The following is a 17,924-nucleotide window of genomic DNA, read 5'->3' on the forward strand; positions in this document are numbered from 1 at the left end:
AGGTGGGCGCATGCCACTTTCAGGGGAATACGCGCCTGGCGCGCTGGACTGGTCTCGTGAGCAGGCGGAGAAGTACATGGCCTCCGGTGGAAACGAGGGCACCGAATTACAGGGAAAGCCGGTCATCCTGCTGACCACCGTCGGCGCCAAGACCGGAAAGCTTCGCAAGACCCCGCTGATGCGGGTCGAGCACGACGGCGAGTACGCGATCGTGGCGTCGCTGGGCGGCGCACCGAAGCACCCGGTCTGGTACCACAACATCAAGAAGAACCCGCGCGTCGAGCTGCAGGACGGGACTGTCACCGGTGACTACGAGGCCCGCGAGGTCTTCGGCGACGAGAAGGCGATCTGGTGGGAACGTGCCGTCGAGGTCTGGCCGGACTACGCCGAGTACCAGACCAAGACCGACCGGCAGATTCCGGTGTTTGTGCTGACCCCTGTGCGCTGAACTCGCTGCTAATGGCACCATTGACCGGTGTCCGCTGAACTGAGCCAAAGCGAAGGTTTCGGGCCGCAGTGCGCGGCCGACATCGACGCGGCGGCGAAGCGAATCGCCGGGGTGGTCGCCCCGACACCGCTGCAGCCGTGTGACCGGTTGTCCGCGGCGACCGGTGCCACGGTCTATCTCAAGCGCGAAGATCTACAGACGGTGCGCTCCTACAAGCTGCGCGGCGCCTACAACCTGCTGGTGCAGCTCTCCGATGAGGAGATCGCCGCCGGCGTGGTGTGCTCGTCTGCCGGCAACCACGCGCAGGGCTTCGCCTACGCCTGCCGGGTGCTGGGGATTCGCGGGCGCGTCTACGTGCCGGCCAAGACGCCCAAGCAGAAGCGTGACCGCATCCGCTACCACGGCGGTGAATTCATCGACCTGATAGTGGGCGGGTCGACCTACGATCTGGCGGCTCAAGCCGCCCTCGATGACGTGGCGCGTACCGGCGCCACGCTGGTGCCGCCGTTCGACGATCCGCGGACCATCGCCGGACAGGGCACCATCGCTGTCGAACTGCTCGACCAGCTCGACGACGAGCCGGATCTGGTGGTGGTCCCCGTCGGTGGCGGCGGGTGCATCGCCGGAATCACCACCTACCTGGCCGAGCGGACCGTCAACACCTCCGTGCTGGGCGTCGAACCGGCCGGGGCGGCGGCGATGATGGCTGCGCTGTCGGCCGGCGGGCCGGTGACCCTGGAACATGTCGACCAATTCGTCGACGGTGCGGCGGTGAACCGGGCGGGAACGCTGACCTACGCTGCGCTGGCCGCAGCCGGCGACATGGTCTCGATCACCACGGTCGACGAAGGCGCGGTGTGCACCGCGATGCTCGACCTGTATCAACACGAGGGGATCATCGCCGAGCCGGCCGGAGCCTTGGCGGTCGCGGGCGTGCTGGAGGCCGACGTCGAGCCGGGGTCCACCGTGGTCTGCCTGGTGTCCGGCGGCAACAACGACGTCTCGCGCTATGGCGAAGTGCTGGAGCGCTCGCTGGTGCACCTCGGGCTCAAGCACTATTTCCTGGTCGACTTCCCGCAGGAGCCCGGTGCGTTGCGGCGGTTCCTCGACTCGGTCCTCGGGTCCCAGGACGACATCACCCTGTTCGAATACGTCAAACGCAACAACCGGGAAACCGGTGAGGCCCTGGTCGGCATCGAGCTGGGCTCGGCCGCCAATCTGGACGGTCTGTTGGACCGGATGCGAGCCACCGGGATTCACTTCGAAGCCCTCGAGCCGGGCTCGCCGGCCTACCGCTATTTGCTGTAGCCGTTGGATTTTCGATCATGACAGAGTACGGATCCGGCACGCCGGGATTCGGCCTGGTCAGCGTCGGCCTGGTGATGTTTCTGGTGCTGCTGGCCGTGGTGGCAGTCTGGCTCGCTTGGCAAGGGTATGTGGCATTCCGGCTCTGGGCGCGGGTGCGCGAGGTTGCCGTGGTCCGCTGGGTAGAGACATGGGCGCGTGAGCAGATCGAAACCAGGGAATGGCCACTGGTTGGCCGGTTGTCGCCGTCCAAAGTTGCGGGTCTCGCCCTGCTCGTCGGCTTGTCTGTGGTCGTCGCGCTGGCGGTCGGCTTTACCGAGGTGCTCGAGGACGTGCTCGAAGGTGACGGCGTCGCCGGAATCGACCAGCCGGCCACCCGGTGGCTGGCAACTCACCGTGACTTGTGGTTGACCACGACAATTCGAGTGGTCTGTGGGCCACCAGGTGTCACCGTGCTGGCTGCAGTGGCCGTCCTGACCATCGCCGCCGCCGCGCGGCGGTCTCGATCGTGGGCACCCGTGGTGTTCGGCTTGGTCGGTGGCTTCGGGATGACGCTGGTTCTCTTCACGGCCAAGGCCCTGGTGGTCCGCGACCGTCCACCCATACCTTTCGCGGTGATCAATGCGAAGGGATTTTCCTTCCCCTCCGGCCACGCCGCCGGCATCGCCGTGGGGGTGTGCCTGACGGCGTGGATGCTGACCCGTTGGCTGATCCGTTGGTGGACCGGGCGGGTGGTGGTGTGGACCGTGGCGATCGGCGTGGCCGCGGTAATGGGGTTCTCGCGCGTCTATCTGGGGGTGCATTACGTCAGCGACGTGCTCGCCGGCTGGTTGCTGGGCGCGACCTGGGCCGGCGCTGTCATGGTGGTCGGATCGTGGTGGCTTCAGGTGACCCGGCGGCGTGATCGGGTGCGCACCACGGCAAACGAATAACCTTCCAGCACAATGCTGTCGGCGGCGAGCATCGGCTCACCCCAGGCGAGCACCACCTCGCCGTGCACTGGCAGGGTCACCGGCTCGGTGCCCAGATTGCAGGCGACGGTAAGCCGGCCGCGGCGCATCACGATCCAGCCCCGGTCTTCGTCATAGTCGATCGCCAGATGGTCCAGCCACGGATCGGCAAGATCAGGTTCGTTGCGCCGCAATGCGATCAGGTCCTGGTAGGCGCGGCGCAGCCGCGCGTGCTCGCCGGCGTCGGCCTCGTCCCAATCCAGCTTGGAGCGGTAAAAGGTCTGCGGGTCCTGCGGGTCGGGAATGTCGTCGGCGTCCCATCCGTGCTCGGCGAACTCCTGCTTGCGGCCCTCGGCGGTGGCCCGGGCAAGCTCCGGCTCGGGATGCGAGCTGAAAAACTGAAACGGCCTGGACGCACCCCACTCTTCGCCCATGAAAAGCATTGCCGTGTAAGGGGACCCGAATACCAGGGCGGCCTTGACCGCGAGCTGGCCATAGCTCAGGTTCTGCGACGGGCGGTCTCCGACCGCGCGGTTGCCGACCTGGTCATGCGTGCAGGTGTAGGCCAGCAGCCGGGTCGCCGGAATCCTCGAGGCGTCCAGCGGGCGGCCATGGCGCCGACGCCGAAACGACGAATAGGTTCCCGCGTGAAAGAAGCCGTTGCGCAACGTCGTTGCCAATGTCGCGAGCGACCCAAAGTCGGCATAGTAGCCCTGGCGCTCGCCGGACACCGCGGCGTGGATGGCGTGATGGATGTCGTCATCCCACTGGGCGGTCAGCCCGTATCCGCAGTCGCTGCGCGGGGTGATCAGCCGCGGGTCGTTGAGGTCGCTTTCGGCAACCAGCGACAGGCGCCGGCCGAGTTGCTCTGCCAGCGCGTCCGTTTCGGCAGCCAACTCTTCCAGGATGTGAATCGCCGTGGTGTCGACCAGCGCGTGCACGGCGTCGAGCCGCAGCCCATCGGCATGAAAGTCGCGCATCCAGCGCAGCGCACAGTCGATGATGTAGCGGCGCACCTCGTCGGACTCGGCGTCGGCGATGTTGATGCCCTCGCCCCAGGGATTGCTCGCCGACGACAGGTACGGGCCAAACCGTGGCAGGTAGTTGCCCGACGGCCCGAGGTGGTTGAACACCGCGTCGATCAACACCCCGAGACCCCGGCGATGGCAGGCGTCGACGAAGCTCACCAGCCCGTCGGGGCCGCCGTAGGGCTCGTGCACCGCGTACCACAGCACGCCGTCGTATCCCCAGCCGTGCGTGCCCGAAAACGCGTTGACCGGCATCAGCTCCACGAAGTCGACCCCGAGATCCACCAGGTTGTCGAGCTTTTCGATGGCCGAGTCGAAAGTGCCGCCCGGCGTGAACGTTCCGAGATGCAGCTCGTAGATCACCGCGCCTTCGACCGACCGGCCGGTCCAGTCCGCGTCGGTCCAAACCGCCGCCCCTGAAGCGTCTGGCGGGTCCCACAGTTGGGAGCGCTCGTGCACGCCGTCGGGCTGACGTGCCGAGCGCGGGTCCGGCAGCACGGTGGGATCGTCGTCGAGCAGGTAGCCGTAGCGGGCGTCGGGCGCGGTGTCGACGGTAAGACGCCACCACCCGTCGCTGTAGGGCGTCATCGGGTACACCGCGCCGTCGACGTCGAGGCGCACCAGTTTTGGCTTCGGCGCCCACACCGCGAATTCAGGCATCGGCACGTTCCAGCAACACGACGGGCAGCTGGGCGAACAAGTCTGCGGCGGCGGTCTTTCCGCTGTGCACCGTCCCGGTCAACGCGTCGGTCCACGCGCCGGCGGGCAGCGGCAACGTGGTGTCGCTCCAGCCGCTGTCGGTCAGGTGCACCGTCCAGCGGGTGACCGCGACCACGATGTCGTCGCCGCGCAGGAACGCCACCACATGGTCGGCAGCGTCCCCGGCGGCGAGTACCGGACGGTAACCGCCGTGCAGAAAGGTGTCCGGGTGCGCACGTCGGAGCCGCAGCGCCGCCGCGACTACCCGGATCTTGGGGTGGCGCAACGACTTCAAGTGCTGCTTAAGCGCGGTGTAGTCGACCGGCCGTCGGTTGTCCGGGTCGACCAGGCTGTCGTTCCACAGCTCGGTGCCCTGATAGATGTCCGGGATGCCGGGGACGGTCAATGCGAGCAGCTTCTGGCCCAGTGCGTCGTTCTCGGCGTGCGAATTGAGCTGGGCCACCAGGCTGGTCAGCTCGCGGGCCGCCGGCCCGTCCAGCACACCGTCGAGCCAGGCATGCACCGCCTCCTCGAAGTCGGTGTCGGGGTCATGCCAGGAGGTGTGCGAGGCCGCTTCCCGGATCGCCTTCTCAGCGTAGGCATGCAGGCGGGCGCGCAGCTCATCGGTCACTTCGCCGTCGGTCGGCCATATCCCGAAGATGTTCTGCCACAGAAACAATCCGGTCGCCGGGTCGGGGGAGGGGGCGGTGGTTTCCCAACGGGCGACGAACTCGGTCCACAGCGACGGCACCTGTGAGAGCACGCCGATGCGCGCGCGGACGTCCTCGCCGCGTTTGGTGTCATGGGTGGAGAGCGTCGCCATGCTCTGCGGCCAGCGCCGGGACCGGGCCGCCGCGCTGTGGTGGAACTCCGCGGCGCCCACGCCGAATCGCTGCGGGTCGCCGCCGACCTCGTTCAGCGACACCAGTCGGGCGTCGCGGTAGAACAGGCAGTCCTCGATGGCCTTGGCGGTCACCGCACCGGATAGCTGCTGCAACCGCACCGCGGCTTCGGTCGCGTCACCGATGGCGGCGGCGATCAGCTGCAGCGGCGGACCTAATTCCGGTGCGGCGGATTCGGTTTCAGCCAGCGCGGTGGACAGCGCCGCGGCCAGGCCGGGGTAATCGCTGCGATACACGTCGACGTGGCCGAGCAGTGCCGCCACCGCCCGGGGTAGCAGCGGGTGGTCCGCACCGGTCGCCGCCACGATGCACCGGCGCAGCCTGGCCAGCTCGCTGGCCAAGGTGTCGGTGGCCGCGACAGCTTTCAGTTCACGCACCAGCTCCGGCATGGCCCGGTAGTCGACGCCGGCGGACTCGACCAACGCGGTCAAGGCCTGCGCACCGGCCGGGTCGACGAAAACACCGCCGATCTCCCGCAATACGTCATACCCGGTGGTGCCGGCTACCGGCAGCGTCGGCTCCAACGCCTCGTCGGCGGCCAGGATCTTCTCGACCACGATCCAGGCGTCCGGCCCGAGCAGCTCCCGCAGCCAGGTCAGATAACCACTCGGGTTGGACAACCCGTCGGGGTGGTCGATGCGCACCCCGTCGACCACTCCCTCGCGGAACCAACGGGCCACCTCGGCGTGCCACGCCTCGAACACCGCGCGGTCTTCCTGGCGCAGTGCGGCCAGAGACGTGATCGAGAAGAACCGGCGATAGCCGCAGATCCCGCTGCGCCAGCCCACCAACCGGTAGTGCTGGCGGTCATGCACCTGCTGACCGCTGCCCCCGCCGGTACCCGGGGCGATCGGAAACTGCAGGTCGCCGAGCCGCAGCCGGTCGCCGTCCACAGTCAGGTCGGCGGCGTCGTCGTCAGAACCCAACATCGGCAAGATGATTCGGCCGTCGCCGAGCTCCCAGTCGATATCGAAGTACGAGGCGTATCTCGATGATCGACCGTGCCGCAGCACATCCCACCACCACGGGTTCTGCTCCGGCTTGTCGATGCCCATGTGGTTGGGGACGATGTCCACGATCAAACTCATGCCGCGTGCGTGCGCCGCTGCCGACAGCCGCGCCAAACCGTCGGCCCCACCCAGCTCGGCGGAAACCGTGGTCGGGTCGGTGACGTCATAGCCGTGTGCCGACCCGACCACGGCTGTCATGATCGGCGACAGGTACAGATGCGATACCCCGAGCTCGTCGAGATAGTCCAGCAGGTTCTCAGCGTCGGCGAAGGTGAACGCGAAGCCGCTCGATGCGCCCCGCAGCTGCAACCGGTAGGTCGACAGTACCGGAAAAGCCATGCGTCACAGGGTCTTACGGAAGACCAGCAGCGCGCGTCCGGGTAACGAGATCTCGTCGCCGTCGGTCACCACCAGCTTGACCGCGCCGGTGGGATCGGTGGTGTCCAGCTCTGCGGTCCACTCCTGCGCGTAGTCGTCGTGGGGGATGACGAAGTCCACCACATGGTCGTGGGCGTTGAAGCACAGCAGAAACGAATCGTCGACCACCCGCTCGCCGCGGCGGTCGGGTTCGGGCAGTGCGTCGCCGTTGAGGAACACCGCGATGCTTTTGCCGAAGTCGCTGTCCCAGTCTTCGGGTGTCATTTCCTGGCCGGCCGGCGTGAGCCAGGCGATGTCACGGACCTCATCGCCGCGGCGGATTGGCTGACCCGCGAAGAACCGACGGCGCCGAAACACCGCGTGCTCGGTGCGCAGGCCGGTGACCTTGCGGGTGAAGGCCAGTAGATCGGCATTCTTGTCGGCCAGTGACCAATCCATCCAGGACAATTCGGAGTCCTGGCAGTAGACGTTGTTGTTGCCCTGTTGGGTGCGGCCCATCTCGTCGCCGTGCGCGATCATCGGTGTGCCCTGCGAGAGCATCAACGTGGCCATGATGTTGCGCATCTGGCGCGCGCGCAGTGCCAGGACGTCGGGGTCGTCGGTGGGGCCTTCGACGCCGCAGTTCCACGACCTGTTGTAGCTTTCCCCGTCGCGGTTGTCTTCCCCGTTGGCCTCGTTGTGTTTTTCGTTGTAGGACACCAGATCATGCAGCGTGAAGCCGTCGTGGGCGACGACGAAGTTGATGCTTGCGCTGGGCCGCCGACCGGTCGCCTCGTAGAGGTCCGACGATCCGGTCAGCCGGGAGGCGAACTCGCCCAGGGTTGCGGGCTCGCCCCGCCAATAGTCACGCACGGTGTCGCGATACTTCCCGTTCCACTCGGTCCACAAACCTGGGAAGTTGCCGACCTGGTAGCCGCCTTCGCCGACGTCCCACGGCTCGGCGATCAGCTTGACCTGACTGACCACCGGATCCTGCTGCACCAGATCGAAGAACGCCGAGAGCCGGTCGACGTCGTAGAACTCGCGGGCCAGCGTCGAGGCGAGGTCGAAGCGAAACCCGTCGACGTGCATTTCGGTCACCCAATACCGCAGCGAATCCATGATCAGCTGCAGCGTGTGCGGGTGGCGGGCGTTGAGGCTGTTGCCGGTGCCGGTGAAATCCTTGTAGAACCTCAGGTCGTCGTCTTCGAGCCGGTAGTAGGCGGTGTTGTCGATGCCGCGGAAGTTGATCGTCGGACCGAGATGGTTTCCTTCGGCGGTGTGGTTGTAGACGACGTCCAAGATCACCTCGATGTCCGCTTCGTGGAAGGTACGGACCATCGTCTTGAATTCGGCCACCGCGGCGCCGGCCTGCCGGTTGGCCGCGTACTCGTTGTGCGGGGCGAAGAACCCGAAGGTGTTGTAACCCCAGTAGTTTCGTAAGCCCATCTCAAGCAGCCGGTTGTCGTGCATGAACTGGTGTACCGGCATCAGTTCGATCGCGGTGACGTTCAGCGACTTGAGGTGGTCGATGATCGCCGGGTGAGCCAGCCCGGCGTAGGTGCCGCGCAGCTCTTCGGGGATGCCGGGATGGGTCTGCGTCATGCCCTTGACGTGGGCCTCGTAGATGATCGTCTCGTGGTAGGGCGTGCGAGGCGACCGGTCGGTCGCCCAGTCGAAGTACGGGTTGATCACCACGCTGGTCATGGTGTGCCCGAGCGAGTCGACCATCGGCGGCGTGCCGGTCTCGGCGGCATCCTTGGCCGCGGCGGCCATGTCATAGGAGAAGAGCGCCTGGCCGAACTTGAACTCGCCGTCAAACGCCTTGCCGTACGGGTCGAGGAGCAGCTTGCTCGGGTCGCATCGATGCCCGGCCGCAGGGTCGAAGGGCCCGTGCACCCGAAAGCCGTAGCGCTGCCCGGGGCTGACGGTCGGCAGGTAGGCATGCCACACGTAGCCGTCGACCTCGTCGAGGGCCACCCGGGTCTCCTCGCCGTTGTCGTCGATCAGGCACAGTTCCACCTTCTCGGCGATCTCGGAGAACAGCGCGAAGTTCGTCCCGCCGCCGTCGTAGGTGGCGCCCAGCGGATAGCTGCTGCCCGGCCACACGGTGCTCAGCGCGGGCGACGTCTCGGTCGGTTGTATCGGCGGCATAGCTTCGACCTTATCGGCGTCCGGCGGGTGCCGCTTCGAGGATCACCACCAGCCGGTGGCCGCAGCCATCTGTCGACCTAGCTCATTGGTCAGGGTTCGCACGTAGGTGGCGGACAGGTGATGAGCATCGTGATATACCAACACGTTTCCCTCGACCGCGCGGCAGACGTCCGGGCGGCACACCGCGTCGCTCATGTCCAGCGGTTTCAGCAGCGGGAACTGCCCGACGAAATCGAGAGTGGGGTTGTGCTCGGCCAGCACGTCGGCGCGATTGATGCCGCACGACACCGCGGTGCCGCCCTTGGCCAGGCAGTCGGACGGATTGAAGGGTTGGCCGTTTTTGACCAGCCACGGGGTGTCTCGCATGGCGAGGATCGGAATGTTGTTGTCGGAGAACGTCTGCCAGATTCCGATATAGGTTCCCGGCATCACGTCGCCGGGTTTGATGTTCCATGGCCGCGTCGACGTGGTGAACACGTAGTCGGGATGATCGGCCACCACCTTGGCCATCGCTTTTTGCACCCACTCGTGGCATTGCGGGTAGGGCGCATTGTTGCCCATCACCAGCGGGATTTCCTCGGTGGACAGCGCGCAGCCCATCTTGAGGTAGGTCACCACCCTGAAGTGGTGCGTCCGGCCGAGCAGGTCCAGCGCGGTCAGCCAGTGTTCGGCGTGCGAACCGCCCGCCAGGGCGATGGTGCGGGTGGCGGTCTTGTCGCCGTAGACACACGTGATCAGCGCGGTGTTGGAAAAGTCGCTGATGCAGCCGTCGCGGGTGGACGGCGGGTAATCCTGTTGAGCTTCCAGCACCGTCGGCCGGGTCCGCAGCTTGGGCACCCGCACGCGTTTGACCAGGGCCCGGGCGCCGGGATAGTCGTGGGAGTTGAGCGCGCTCAGCTCCTTGCCGCTGGCCCGCTGCACGGTGACATGCTCGCGCCAGGTGAACGCCGTCGCGGTCAGCGTCACGCCCAGCAGCGCCACCACCGATCCCAGCGCGATCGTCGGGCGGCGCAGCCGCACCCGCCAGGGCACGGCCGGGACCGAGGTGCGGACCGCGTCGGCCGGCGCCCGGTAGCGCAGCGGATCCTCGATGTACCGCATCGTCAGATAGGCCAGCACACCGGATATCAACAGCACCGCCGTGCCCTCGACGAAGTTGGCCCGCCGGTGGCCGGTATAGGCGAGCCAGAAGATCAGCAGCGGCCAGTGCCACAGATAGAGCGAATACGCCATCGCCCCCAGCGTCACCAGCGGTCCGGCCGCCAGCATCCGGTTCGGCCACGGCAGCCGGCCGCTGGTGCTGGGATGTGCGTGCCGGTTAGCCCCGGCCAGGATGAACAGCACGGTTGCCCCCACCGGGACCAGCGTCCACGGGCCCGGGAATTGCTTGACGCCGTCGATCAGCGCCCCGCAGGACAGCACCGCGGCCAGCGCGGCGGTGGCGATCACCGTGCGCACCCACATCGGCCAGCGGATGTAGGGCACCAACGCTCCGACGAGCGCACCTAGCAGCAACTCCCAGCCTCGCGCAAAGCTGTTGTAGTAGGCGGTGGCCTGGTTGGCCGCATGCGCAAAGATCGCGTACCCGAACGACGCCGCGGTCAGTGCGCCGAGCAGCACCACGAACGCGGTGCGCAGTCGCGGGCCCAGCCGGTCGCGCAACAAATACGCCATCCCGAAAACCATTGCCAGGAAGGCGATGTAGAACTGGCCCTGCACCGACATCGACCAGATGTGCTGTAGCGGGCTGACCGCTTCACCTGCCCGCAGATAGTCCGCTACTGTGCCGGCCAGCTCCCAGTTCTGGTAGTAGCCCAGGCTGGCCAGGCTCTGGTCGGCGAATGTCTCCCACCGGGTCTCGGGCTGGATCAGGATCGTCAGCACCGCGCATCCGGCCAGCACCACCACCAGAGCCGGCAGCAGCCTCCGGACCAGTCGGATCACTTCGGGCAGCGGCGACAGCGACGACCCTGGGTTGAGCGCGGCGCGGAGCAGCTTGCCGCCGAAGAAGAAGCCGGACAGCGCCAAGAACACGTCGACGCCGCCGGAGACCCGGCCGAACCAGACATGGAAGATCGCCACCAACGCGATGGCGATGCCGCGCAGGCCGTCGAGATCGTGACGGTAGAAACCTGTCTTCCGGTTTCCCATGCCGGCCGCTGTTGGAGGAGTGGGGGAAAGGGTCTTCATGATCGACAGACAATTTACCTAACCCGCCGTCCGCGGCCGGGGCGCGCGTGTCCCGTCTTTAACAGCGCTCACCCTCGCCCAGCGACCCACACCCAACGCCTGGATGGCCCGCTTTCGCCGGCCTACCGATCTCAGAACGCCACGTGGCTGGCCGCTGAGTCGGTGGTGCAGGAGACGGACGGGACTCAGCCCGCCTCGTAGTTGTCCGTCAGGACTCGATTATTCGGGTCAGATAAGGCGTCATGCCGTTGGTGCGGGCCGGCGAGACCGTGACCGCGGGCTCAGTGGCCTCGATCATCTGGCCGTTTCCGAGGTACATCGCGACGCTTTGGCTGCCACCAGGGCCGTAGCAGATCAGGTCGCCCGGGCGCGCCTGTGCCGGCGGGACCTTGCGGCCGACGTTGCATTGTTGGCCCGACGTCCGCGGCATCTTGATCCCGGCGCCGGCATACGCGTACTGGATCAGCCCGGAGGCGTCGAATCCGACGGTGGTGCCCGGGAGGGTGCTAGCGCCGGGGGTGGTGGCGCCCGGAATGGTGCCGGTGCCCGGGGCGGTGGCGGTGAGGCCCGGGAGGATGCCGGTGCCGGGGGCGGTGGCGGTGAGGCCCGGGGCGGTGGCGGTGAGGCCCGGGGCGGTGGTGCCGCTTTGCCTGACGCCATTGGTCGGGCCGGACGCGTTTCCGCCGCCATAGACAAAGGGCACGCCGCGCTGCGAAAGGGCACGTTGGATCACGATTTGGATGTTCTGCCCGCTGCCCGACGGGGTCGGGACAGCGGCCGCGAGGCCCGCGTCGGCAACCAGTGGCGCCATCACTGGCGTTATGGCCAAGGCCAGTCCTACCGCGATGGCGTGGGTGCGTCTCATTGGATTCTCCTGATCGTGGGCTTTGGAGCGAGTTGCGCGGCCGGCCCTCCCCGTTGCGGGCCGGCACCTTTAATTCACAACAGTCACTACAGACACTTTGGCAACAAAGGAGCGCCGTGACCACACGCGGAGGGCCTGCCCGAGAGATTTTTGCCGTACTGTGACCGAACGGTGATCGGTCAGCAGGTCGGCGCCCAAATCAGTGCCAATAGTGTTCGCTGAAGGCGGTCATCGTGGCGCCGGCCGCCGCGCACAGGATGACGATGGCCACCGCCAAAATCGGCCAGAAAAACAGGTACCACCCCTTGACGATGGAAACGCATGGGCCGATGACCGCCGCCGCGACCGCCGCACCGAGACCGCCCCACACCACGGGGTAGATCCAGAGGTCGATCCCGAAGGGCACCGGGGCGCAATTCTCCTCAGCCGAGCACACGTTCGCGACGAACCCGAACAGCTGGGACGGCCAGCTTGTGGTCGTGGCAACGATGAACACCGCCACCCAAACCGCGACGGTGCAGATCACGTCCCATAGCGCCAGCCGCACCCGGAGTGGGGGTGGGGAGCCGGTGCCCTCGTCCGGGTGGGGGTCGTGGGTCTGATGCGGCGCAGCCATGCCGGTTAATGCTTCCCCATGCTCGGCGTTTGCGCGACCGGTGGCGGGGTGGCATTACCCTCGATCCTCATGCCCGCGTTGACGCCCTCCCAGATCAGCGCGATCGACGCCGCCCATTTGTGGCACCCGTACAGCACGATCGGTGCCGAGACGGTGCCGCCGGTGGTGGCGGTTGGTGCCCGCGGGCCATGGCTGACGCTGATCCGCGACGACAGGCCAATCAGGGCGCTCGACGCGATGAGCTCCTGGTGGACCGCGATCCATGGGCACGGTCACCCGGTGCTGGATGCGGCGTTGACGACGCAGTTGGACACCATGAACCACGTCATGTTCGGCGGGCTGACGCACGAGCCCGCCGCGCGGCTGGCGCAGCTGCTGGTCGACATCGCCCCGTCCGGGCTGGAGACGGTGTTTTTCTGCGACTCGGGATCGGTGTCGGTGGAGGTCGCGGTCAAGATGGCGCTGCAGTACTGGCGCAGCCTGGGCCGGCCAGCCAAGCGGCGGCTGATGACCTGGCGTGGCGGCTACCACGGCGACACGTTCACGCCGATGAGCATCTGCGACCCGGACGGCGGCATGCACTCGCTGTGGACCGACGTCTTGGCCCCGCAGGTGTTCGCCGCACAGGTGCCCCGCGACTACCAGCCGGACTACAGCAAAGCGTTCGAAGCACAGCTGGCCGAGCACGCCGCCGAATTGGCCGCCGTCGTCGTCGAACCCGTGGTGCAGGGCGCGGGCGGGATGCGCTTCCACGACCCGCGCTACCTGTCCGACCTGCGCGACATCTGCGACCGGCACGACGTTTTGCTGGTCTTCGATGAGATCGCCACCGGTTTCGGGCGCACCGGCGAACTGTTCGCCGCCGACCACGCCGGGGTCAGCCCCGACATTATGTGTGTCGGCAAGGCGCTCACCGGCGGGTATCTGAGCATGGCAGCCACGCTGTGCAGCACCGACATCGCGCACACCATCAGCTCGGGGGAGGCCGGCGCGCTGATGCACGGGCCCACCTTCATGGCCAACCCGCTGGCCTGCGCGGTGTCGGTGGCCAGCGTGGAGCTGCTGCTCGGCCAGGACTGGCGGGCCCGGATCGCCGAGATCAGCGCCGGGCTGACCGACGGTCTGGAAGCCGCGCGTGAGGTGCCCGCGGTCACCGACGTGCGCGTGTGCGGGGCCATCGGCGTCATCGAATGCGACCGCCCGGTCGACCTCGCGAGCGCCATACCGGCGGCGCTGGACCGCGGCGTCTGGCTGCGCCCGTTTCGCGACCTGGTCTACGCCATGCCGCCGTTCATCTGTGGGGCTGCCGAGATCGCCCAGGTCACCTCGGCAATGGTCGACGTCGCGCGACTCGTAGGCTGAACGCCGATGACCCACACGCCTATCGACGTTTCCCCGCTGGCCTGGCTGGCGGAGGTGGAGGAGCAGCGCCGGCGGGCCGGTCTGCGCCGCGCATTGCGGCCGCGGCCTGCAGTGGCCACCGAGCTGGACCTGGCGTCCAACGATTACCTGGGCCTGTCACAGCATCCCGACGTCATCGACGGCGGGGTCGCGGCCCTGCGCACCTGGGGCACCGGAGCGACGGGCTCGCGGTTGGTCACCGGCGACACCGAGCTGCACCAGGAGTTCGAAGCGGCGCTCGCCGAATTCGTCGGTTTCCCAACGGCATTGGTGTTCTCGTCCGGTTACACCGCGAACCTGGGCGCGGTCGCCGGGTTGTCCGGGGCGGGCTCGCTGCTGGTTTCGGACGCCTACTCGCATGCCTCGTTGGTGGATGCGTGCCGGCTGTCGAGGGCGCGGGTGGTGGTGACCCCGCACCGCGACGTCGACGCCGTGGACGCGGCTCTGGCGTCACGGGCGGAGGAGCGCGCCGTCGTCGTCACCGACTCGGTGTTCTCCGCCGACGGGGCGCTGGCCCCGGTGCGCCGGCTGCATGAGGTGTGCCGGCGGCACCGCGCGCTGCTGATCGTCGACGAGGCGCACGGGCTCGGGGTGCGCGGGGCCGGCGGGCGGGGCCTGCTGCACGAGCTCGGGCTGGCCGGTGCAGCCGACGTGGTCATGACCACCACGCTGTCGAAGGCGCTGGGCAGCCAGGGCGGTGCGGTACTCGGATCGGCCGCCGTGCGTGATCACCTCATCGACGCCGCGCGGCCATTCATCTTCGACACCGCCTTGGCGCCGGCATCGGTGGGTGCGGCGCTGGCGGCGCTTCGCGTGCTGGGCGCCGAACCGTGGCGGCCCATCGCGGTGCTGCAGCACGCCCGCACGTTGGCCGAGATCTGCGGCGTTCCCGAATGTCCGGAGTCTGCGGTGGTGTCGGTGATCCTCGGCGACCCGGAGGCGGCGCTGGCGGCCGCCACGGCCTGCCTGGATGCGGGTGTGCGGGTGGGCTGTTTCCGGCCGCCGACGGTGCCCGCCGGAACGTCGCGGCTGCGGCTGACCGCGCGGGCATCGCTGGACGCCGACGAACTCGACCTGGCTCGCCGGGTGTTGACCGACGTACTTTCTCTGGCACGGCGTTGACGGTCCTGATCGTCACCGGGACCGGAACCGGTGTCGGCAAGACCGTCGCCACCGCGGCGCTGGCCTGCCACGCCCGCCAGAATGGCGTCGAGGTGGCGGTCTGCAAGCCGGTGCAGACCGGCACCGATGTCGGTGACGACGACCTCGCCGAGGTGAGCCGGTTATCCGGGGTGAGGTTGGTGGCCGGGTTGGCCCGCTATCCGCAGCCGTTGGCGCCGGCGGCGGCCGCCGAGCAGGCCGGGATGTCATTGCCCAGCCGAGGGAACGTGCTGAAACTCATCCGCGTGCTGGACCGCCCGGGACAGTTGACCCTCGTGGAGGGCGCAGGCGGCTTGCTGGTCGAGCTCGCCGACGAGGGCGTGACGCTGCGGGATCTCGCCGCCGATCTAGGAGCGGCGGTGCTAATCGTTGCCGCCGCCGGACTCGGTACCCTCAACCACACCGCGCTGACGGTGGAAACCCTTGCCACACATGGCCTTTCCTGCGCCGGGTTGGTGATCGGCGACTGGCCGGCGGTGCCCGGGGTGGTGGAGACCTCCAACCGATGTGCGCTGGCCCGGTTGGCGCCGCTGCGCGCCGCGCTGCCCGCCGGGGCGGGGTCGATGGGGCCCGCCGAATTCGCGGCGATGAGCGCGCAAGTGTTCGACCGTAGCTGGGTTCGCGCGCTGGTCGGCTGATGGTTCACTCGATCGAGCTGGTCTTCGACCGCGACAGCGAGGCGGCGATCCGGCGCATCTGGGAAAGCCTGGCCGCGGCGGGCATACCCAGCCAGGCGCCGGCCTCCCGCCCGCACGTGACGCTTGCAGTGGCCGAGGGGATCGCGCCCGACGTCGACGCGCCCCTGCAACCCCTTGCTCGCCGGCTGCCGATGCAGTGCACGGTCGGGGCGGCGCTGTTGTTCGGCCGGGCCAACGTCGTGCTGGCGCGGCTCGTCGTTCCGACCGCCGAGCTGCTCGCCGTCCACTCTGAGGCATACCGGCTGTGCCATCCGCATATGGTGCCCGAGCCGATGCCCAATTGCCTGCCGGCGCAATGGACCCCGCATGTCACGATGGCCCGCCGGGTCGGTGGCGGCCAGCTGGGCCGGGCATTGCGCATCGTAGGCCGGCCCGCGCAGATCGAGGGCAGCTTCACCGCGTTACGCCGCTGGGACGGCAACAAGCGCGTCGAGCATCTGTTATCCGCCGAAGAGTAGATAGAGCCCGGTGAAGGTGTAGCCGACCATCACCAGCATCATGGTGAGCTGCCCGGTGAGCTGGTGGCCGGCCGGCAGCAGCCGAAGAGCCTTGTCGTGCGCGGCGATCACCGCGACGATGTGCCCGGTGACCACGCATGTCACCTTGATCGCCGCGAGCACCGGAGGATGCTGCGACAGCACATAGGCGACATGTAAGTGCGCCAGCCCCAACAGATTCCAGCCCCGGCCGAGCGGATCGGCCAGCGCGAAGACGGCGTGCTGGCCGCGCTCGACCAGATACGTCAGATAGTGGGCGAAGATGTAGCCCACCACGATCGGGATCAGCGAATGCGCCATTTGCCCGGGCAACGCGATACGCTGCTCCCGGTCAACCCCACCGGTTGCCCGTGCGGCAACCGAAAATGTCAGGGCCACAACGGAAATGAAGACCAGCAGTCCGATCGTCTTCAGCGCTGACGACGACACCGTCACCGGCACACCGTGGGCGTCATGCGTGAGCCGGTCGGCGAAATTGCGCCAGGTCGGCGACGACGAGTAGCTGTCGAACGCCGTCGACCCGAGCAGTACCGCCACCATGGCGACCATGCCGGGCCGGACCGGCAGCGAGGGCAGATGGTCGAACGGGTTGCCGATGACGATCTGCCCGGAAACCGGGTTTCGGCGAAACGGCGAAAGCCGCGACACCGCCATGCTGTACACGCCGAACGGGTCGACCCTGGCCAGCCAGCGCTGCCCGCATACCCAGGCCCCGCCCAGCAACACGACGGCGTAGATCAGCAACCATGTTTTGACCCACGGCAGCGACGCCGGGTTAGGGCTGGCCAACTCCATCCACACGAAAGCAAACAGGCCCATCGCGGCGGGGCGGTATCCCCAGCTTTCCGGATAGGACAACCGCGGGCGGCTCAGCCGCGCCGGCAAGGCACGCCGCAGCAGCACATACACGGTCCGCATTGGTGAGATCACCCGCCACACCGGTCCGAACACCAGCGAGAGTGCCACCACCCCGACCCACAGCAGCACGTAGAACACCCCAAGCAGGGCGTTGGCCTGGGTTTGCGGGCCCCACAGCCCGGCCATCACCACCCACGCGGTGAACAGCAGCGTCACCCCTGCGGCCGTTGCGCGAGTCACCCGCGCATCCACCAGCGCGGTGACGACCTCCGGCAGCGGGCGGCCGGGTTTGTCCGGGTCGAATCGTGGCTGCCGCCAGGCGAAGAAGACCAACGCGAAGGTGAACGTCAGCGCCCACGCCGCCCCGACCATCGCATACGCGTACGGCACCGGAAGATCGCTCGACCCGCCCAGCCCGTGCGCCAGGAGCGCCGTCACGGGCGCACTTGGATCGTGGCGATCGTGCGGTCCAGGTGGTGCAATTCGACGTCGACGTTGCCGGGAACGTCGACGCTGAACTGAAATGTTTGGTTGGGCGCTGCCGCGACGTGGAATTTGTGGTCGGGATCGGAGTGCACGTGCAGCTCGTCGGCAGCGTCGCTGGTGACGTGGACCGTAATCGGTTGCCCGACCTTGGCTTGCAGGGTGGCGTTGGTCGGAGTGACCTGCCCGTGGGCGATCGTGACGTCGAGCACGAGGGCAGGGCCGGACGGCTTCGACGAACTACCGCAGCCGACCAGGCCCCAAATCAGCACCGTCGCAGCCGTGATCAACCGGATCGTCAT

General features: G+C 67.8%; 15 protein-coding genes. 7 read left to right on the forward strand and 8 right to left on the reverse strand.

Going from position 1 to position 17,924, the window contains the following annotated elements; translation table 11 throughout:
* Positions 1–10 precede the first annotated feature (10 nt).
* From AWC06_RS22655 to AWC06_RS22665, 3 genes are read left to right on the forward strand one after another with little or no spacing between them, the layout of a single operon-like run.
* Complete coding sequence (locus AWC06_RS22655) at positions 11–448, forward strand: nitroreductase family deazaflavin-dependent oxidoreductase (protein WP_085200256.1); 438 nt, start codon at positions 11–13, stop codon at positions 446–448.
* Positions 449–475: 27 nt separating this feature from the next.
* Entirely contained in the window at positions 476–1,756 is a 1,281-nt protein-coding gene (gene ilvA / locus AWC06_RS22660) for a threonine ammonia-lyase (RefSeq protein ID WP_085200257.1), read from the forward strand.
* A gap of 14 nt (positions 1,757–1,770) precedes the next feature.
* Entirely contained in the window at positions 1,771–2,685 is a 915-nt protein-coding gene (locus AWC06_RS22665; protein WP_211282018.1) for a phosphatase PAP2 family protein, read from the forward strand.
* Here AWC06_RS22665 and treZ read toward each other — a convergent pair.
* The 6 genes from treZ to AWC06_RS22695 form a co-directional block, all read right to left on the reverse strand.
* Positions 2,637–4,391: a malto-oligosyltrehalose trehalohydrolase gene (gene treZ, locus AWC06_RS22670; RefSeq protein WP_085200297.1), complete on the reverse strand. Its 1,755-nt coding sequence runs from the start codon at positions 4,389–4,391 to the stop codon at positions 2,637–2,639. The two genes, AWC06_RS22665 and treZ, sit on opposite strands and share 49 nt — an antisense overlap.
* Positions 4,384–6,681, reverse strand: a complete 2,298-nt coding sequence (gene treY / locus AWC06_RS22675) for a malto-oligosyltrehalose synthase (protein WP_085200258.1) — start codon at positions 6,679–6,681, stop codon at positions 4,384–4,386. Before treY ends, treZ begins: the two co-directional genes overlap by 8 nt.
* 3 nt (positions 6,682–6,684) lie before the next feature.
* Positions 6,685–8,853: a glycogen debranching protein GlgX gene (gene glgX, locus AWC06_RS22680; RefSeq protein WP_085200259.1), complete on the reverse strand. Its 2,169-nt coding sequence runs from the start codon at positions 8,851–8,853 to the stop codon at positions 6,685–6,687.
* A gap of 42 nt (positions 8,854–8,895) precedes the next feature.
* A complete protein-coding gene (locus tag AWC06_RS22685) occupies positions 8,896–11,043 on the reverse strand; it encodes an acyltransferase family protein (RefSeq protein ID WP_085200260.1) in 2,148 nt (715 codons plus the stop codon).
* Between the two features lie 208 nt (positions 11,044–11,251).
* On the reverse strand, positions 11,252–11,908 hold the full coding sequence (ripD, locus tag AWC06_RS22690) for an NlpC/P60 family peptidoglycan-binding protein RipD (RefSeq protein WP_085200261.1): 657 nt from the start codon (positions 11,906–11,908) through the stop codon (positions 11,252–11,254).
* A gap of 199 nt (positions 11,909–12,107) precedes the next feature.
* Complete coding sequence (locus tag AWC06_RS22695; RefSeq protein ID WP_085200262.1) at positions 12,108–12,524, reverse strand: hypothetical protein; 417 nt, start codon at positions 12,522–12,524, stop codon at positions 12,108–12,110.
* A gap of 69 nt (positions 12,525–12,593) precedes the next feature.
* Here AWC06_RS22695 and AWC06_RS22700 point away from each other — a divergent pair, with 69 nt between their 5' ends.
* Genes AWC06_RS22700 through AWC06_RS22715 form a run of 4 tightly spaced genes read left to right on the forward strand, consistent with a single transcriptional unit; the run spans position 12,594 to position 16,242 of the window.
* Positions 12,594–13,886, forward strand: a complete 1,293-nt coding sequence (locus AWC06_RS22700; RefSeq protein ID WP_085200299.1) for an adenosylmethionine--8-amino-7-oxononanoate transaminase — start codon at positions 12,594–12,596, stop codon at positions 13,884–13,886.
* Positions 13,887–13,892: 6 nt separating this feature from the next.
* Positions 13,893–15,047: an 8-amino-7-oxononanoate synthase gene (locus AWC06_RS22705; RefSeq protein ID WP_085200263.1), complete on the forward strand. Its 1,155-nt coding sequence runs from the start codon at positions 13,893–13,895 to the stop codon at positions 15,045–15,047.
* The gene (gene bioD, locus AWC06_RS22710) at positions 15,044–15,724 is read left to right on the forward strand and encodes a dethiobiotin synthase (protein WP_085200264.1); all 681 of its coding nucleotides are present in this window, start codon (positions 15,044–15,046) and stop codon (positions 15,722–15,724) included. Before AWC06_RS22705 ends, bioD begins: the two co-directional genes overlap by 4 nt.
* Entirely contained in the window at positions 15,724–16,242 is a 519-nt protein-coding gene (locus AWC06_RS22715) for a 2'-5' RNA ligase family protein (protein ID WP_085200265.1), read from the forward strand. Before bioD ends, AWC06_RS22715 begins: the two co-directional genes overlap by 1 nt.
* Here the strand turns inward: AWC06_RS22715 and AWC06_RS22720 are convergent.
* Both AWC06_RS22720 and AWC06_RS22725 read right to left on the reverse strand, forming a co-directional pair.
* Positions 16,225–17,577 (reverse strand): hypothetical protein, encoded by a 1,353-nt coding sequence (locus tag AWC06_RS22720; RefSeq protein ID WP_085200266.1) that lies wholly within the window; start codon positions 17,575–17,577, stop codon positions 16,225–16,227. The genes AWC06_RS22715 and AWC06_RS22720 overlap by 18 nt on opposite strands.
* Complete coding sequence (locus AWC06_RS22725) at positions 17,574–17,924, reverse strand: hypothetical protein (RefSeq protein ID WP_085200300.1); 351 nt, start codon at positions 17,922–17,924, stop codon at positions 17,574–17,576. Before AWC06_RS22725 ends, AWC06_RS22720 begins: the two co-directional genes overlap by 4 nt.

This window comes from Mycobacterium fragae (assembly GCF_002102185.1).
Classification (GTDB): Bacteria; Actinomycetota; Actinomycetes; order Mycobacteriales; family Mycobacteriaceae; genus Mycobacterium; species Mycobacterium fragae.

Excerpts from the sequence above, each read along its gene's own strand:
- AWC06_RS22655 (WP_085200256.1), top strand. The coding sequence starts at position 11 with ATGCCACTTTCAGGGGAATACGCGCCTGGCGCGCTGGACTGGTCTCGT.
- treZ (WP_085200297.1), bottom strand. The coding sequence starts at position 4,391 with ATGCCTGAATTCGCGGTGTGGGCGCCGAAGCCAAAACTGGTGCGCCTC.
- treY (WP_085200258.1), bottom strand. The coding sequence starts at position 6,681 with ATGGCTTTTCCGGTACTGTCGACCTACCGGTTGCAGCTGCGGGGCGCA.
- glgX (WP_085200259.1), bottom strand. The coding sequence starts at position 8,853 with ATGCCGCCGATACAACCGACCGAGACGTCGCCCGCGCTGAGCACCGTG.
- AWC06_RS22685 (WP_085200260.1), bottom strand. The coding sequence starts at position 11,043 with ATGAAGACCCTTTCCCCCACTCCTCCAACAGCGGCCGGCATGGGAAAC.
- ripD (WP_085200261.1), bottom strand. The coding sequence starts at position 11,908 with ATGAGACGCACCCACGCCATCGCGGTAGGACTGGCCTTGGCCATAACG.
- AWC06_RS22695 (WP_085200262.1), bottom strand. The coding sequence starts at position 12,524 with ATGGCTGCGCCGCATCAGACCCACGACCCCCACCCGGACGAGGGCACC.
- AWC06_RS22700 (WP_085200299.1), top strand. The coding sequence starts at position 12,594 with ATGCCCGCGTTGACGCCCTCCCAGATCAGCGCGATCGACGCCGCCCAT.
- AWC06_RS22705 (WP_085200263.1), top strand. The coding sequence starts at position 13,893 with ATGACCCACACGCCTATCGACGTTTCCCCGCTGGCCTGGCTGGCGGAG.
- AWC06_RS22715 (WP_085200265.1), top strand. The coding sequence starts at position 15,724 with ATGGTTCACTCGATCGAGCTGGTCTTCGACCGCGACAGCGAGGCGGCG.
- AWC06_RS22725 (WP_085200300.1), bottom strand. The coding sequence starts at position 17,924 with ATGACGATCCGGTTGATCACGGCTGCGACGGTGCTGATTTGGGGCCTG.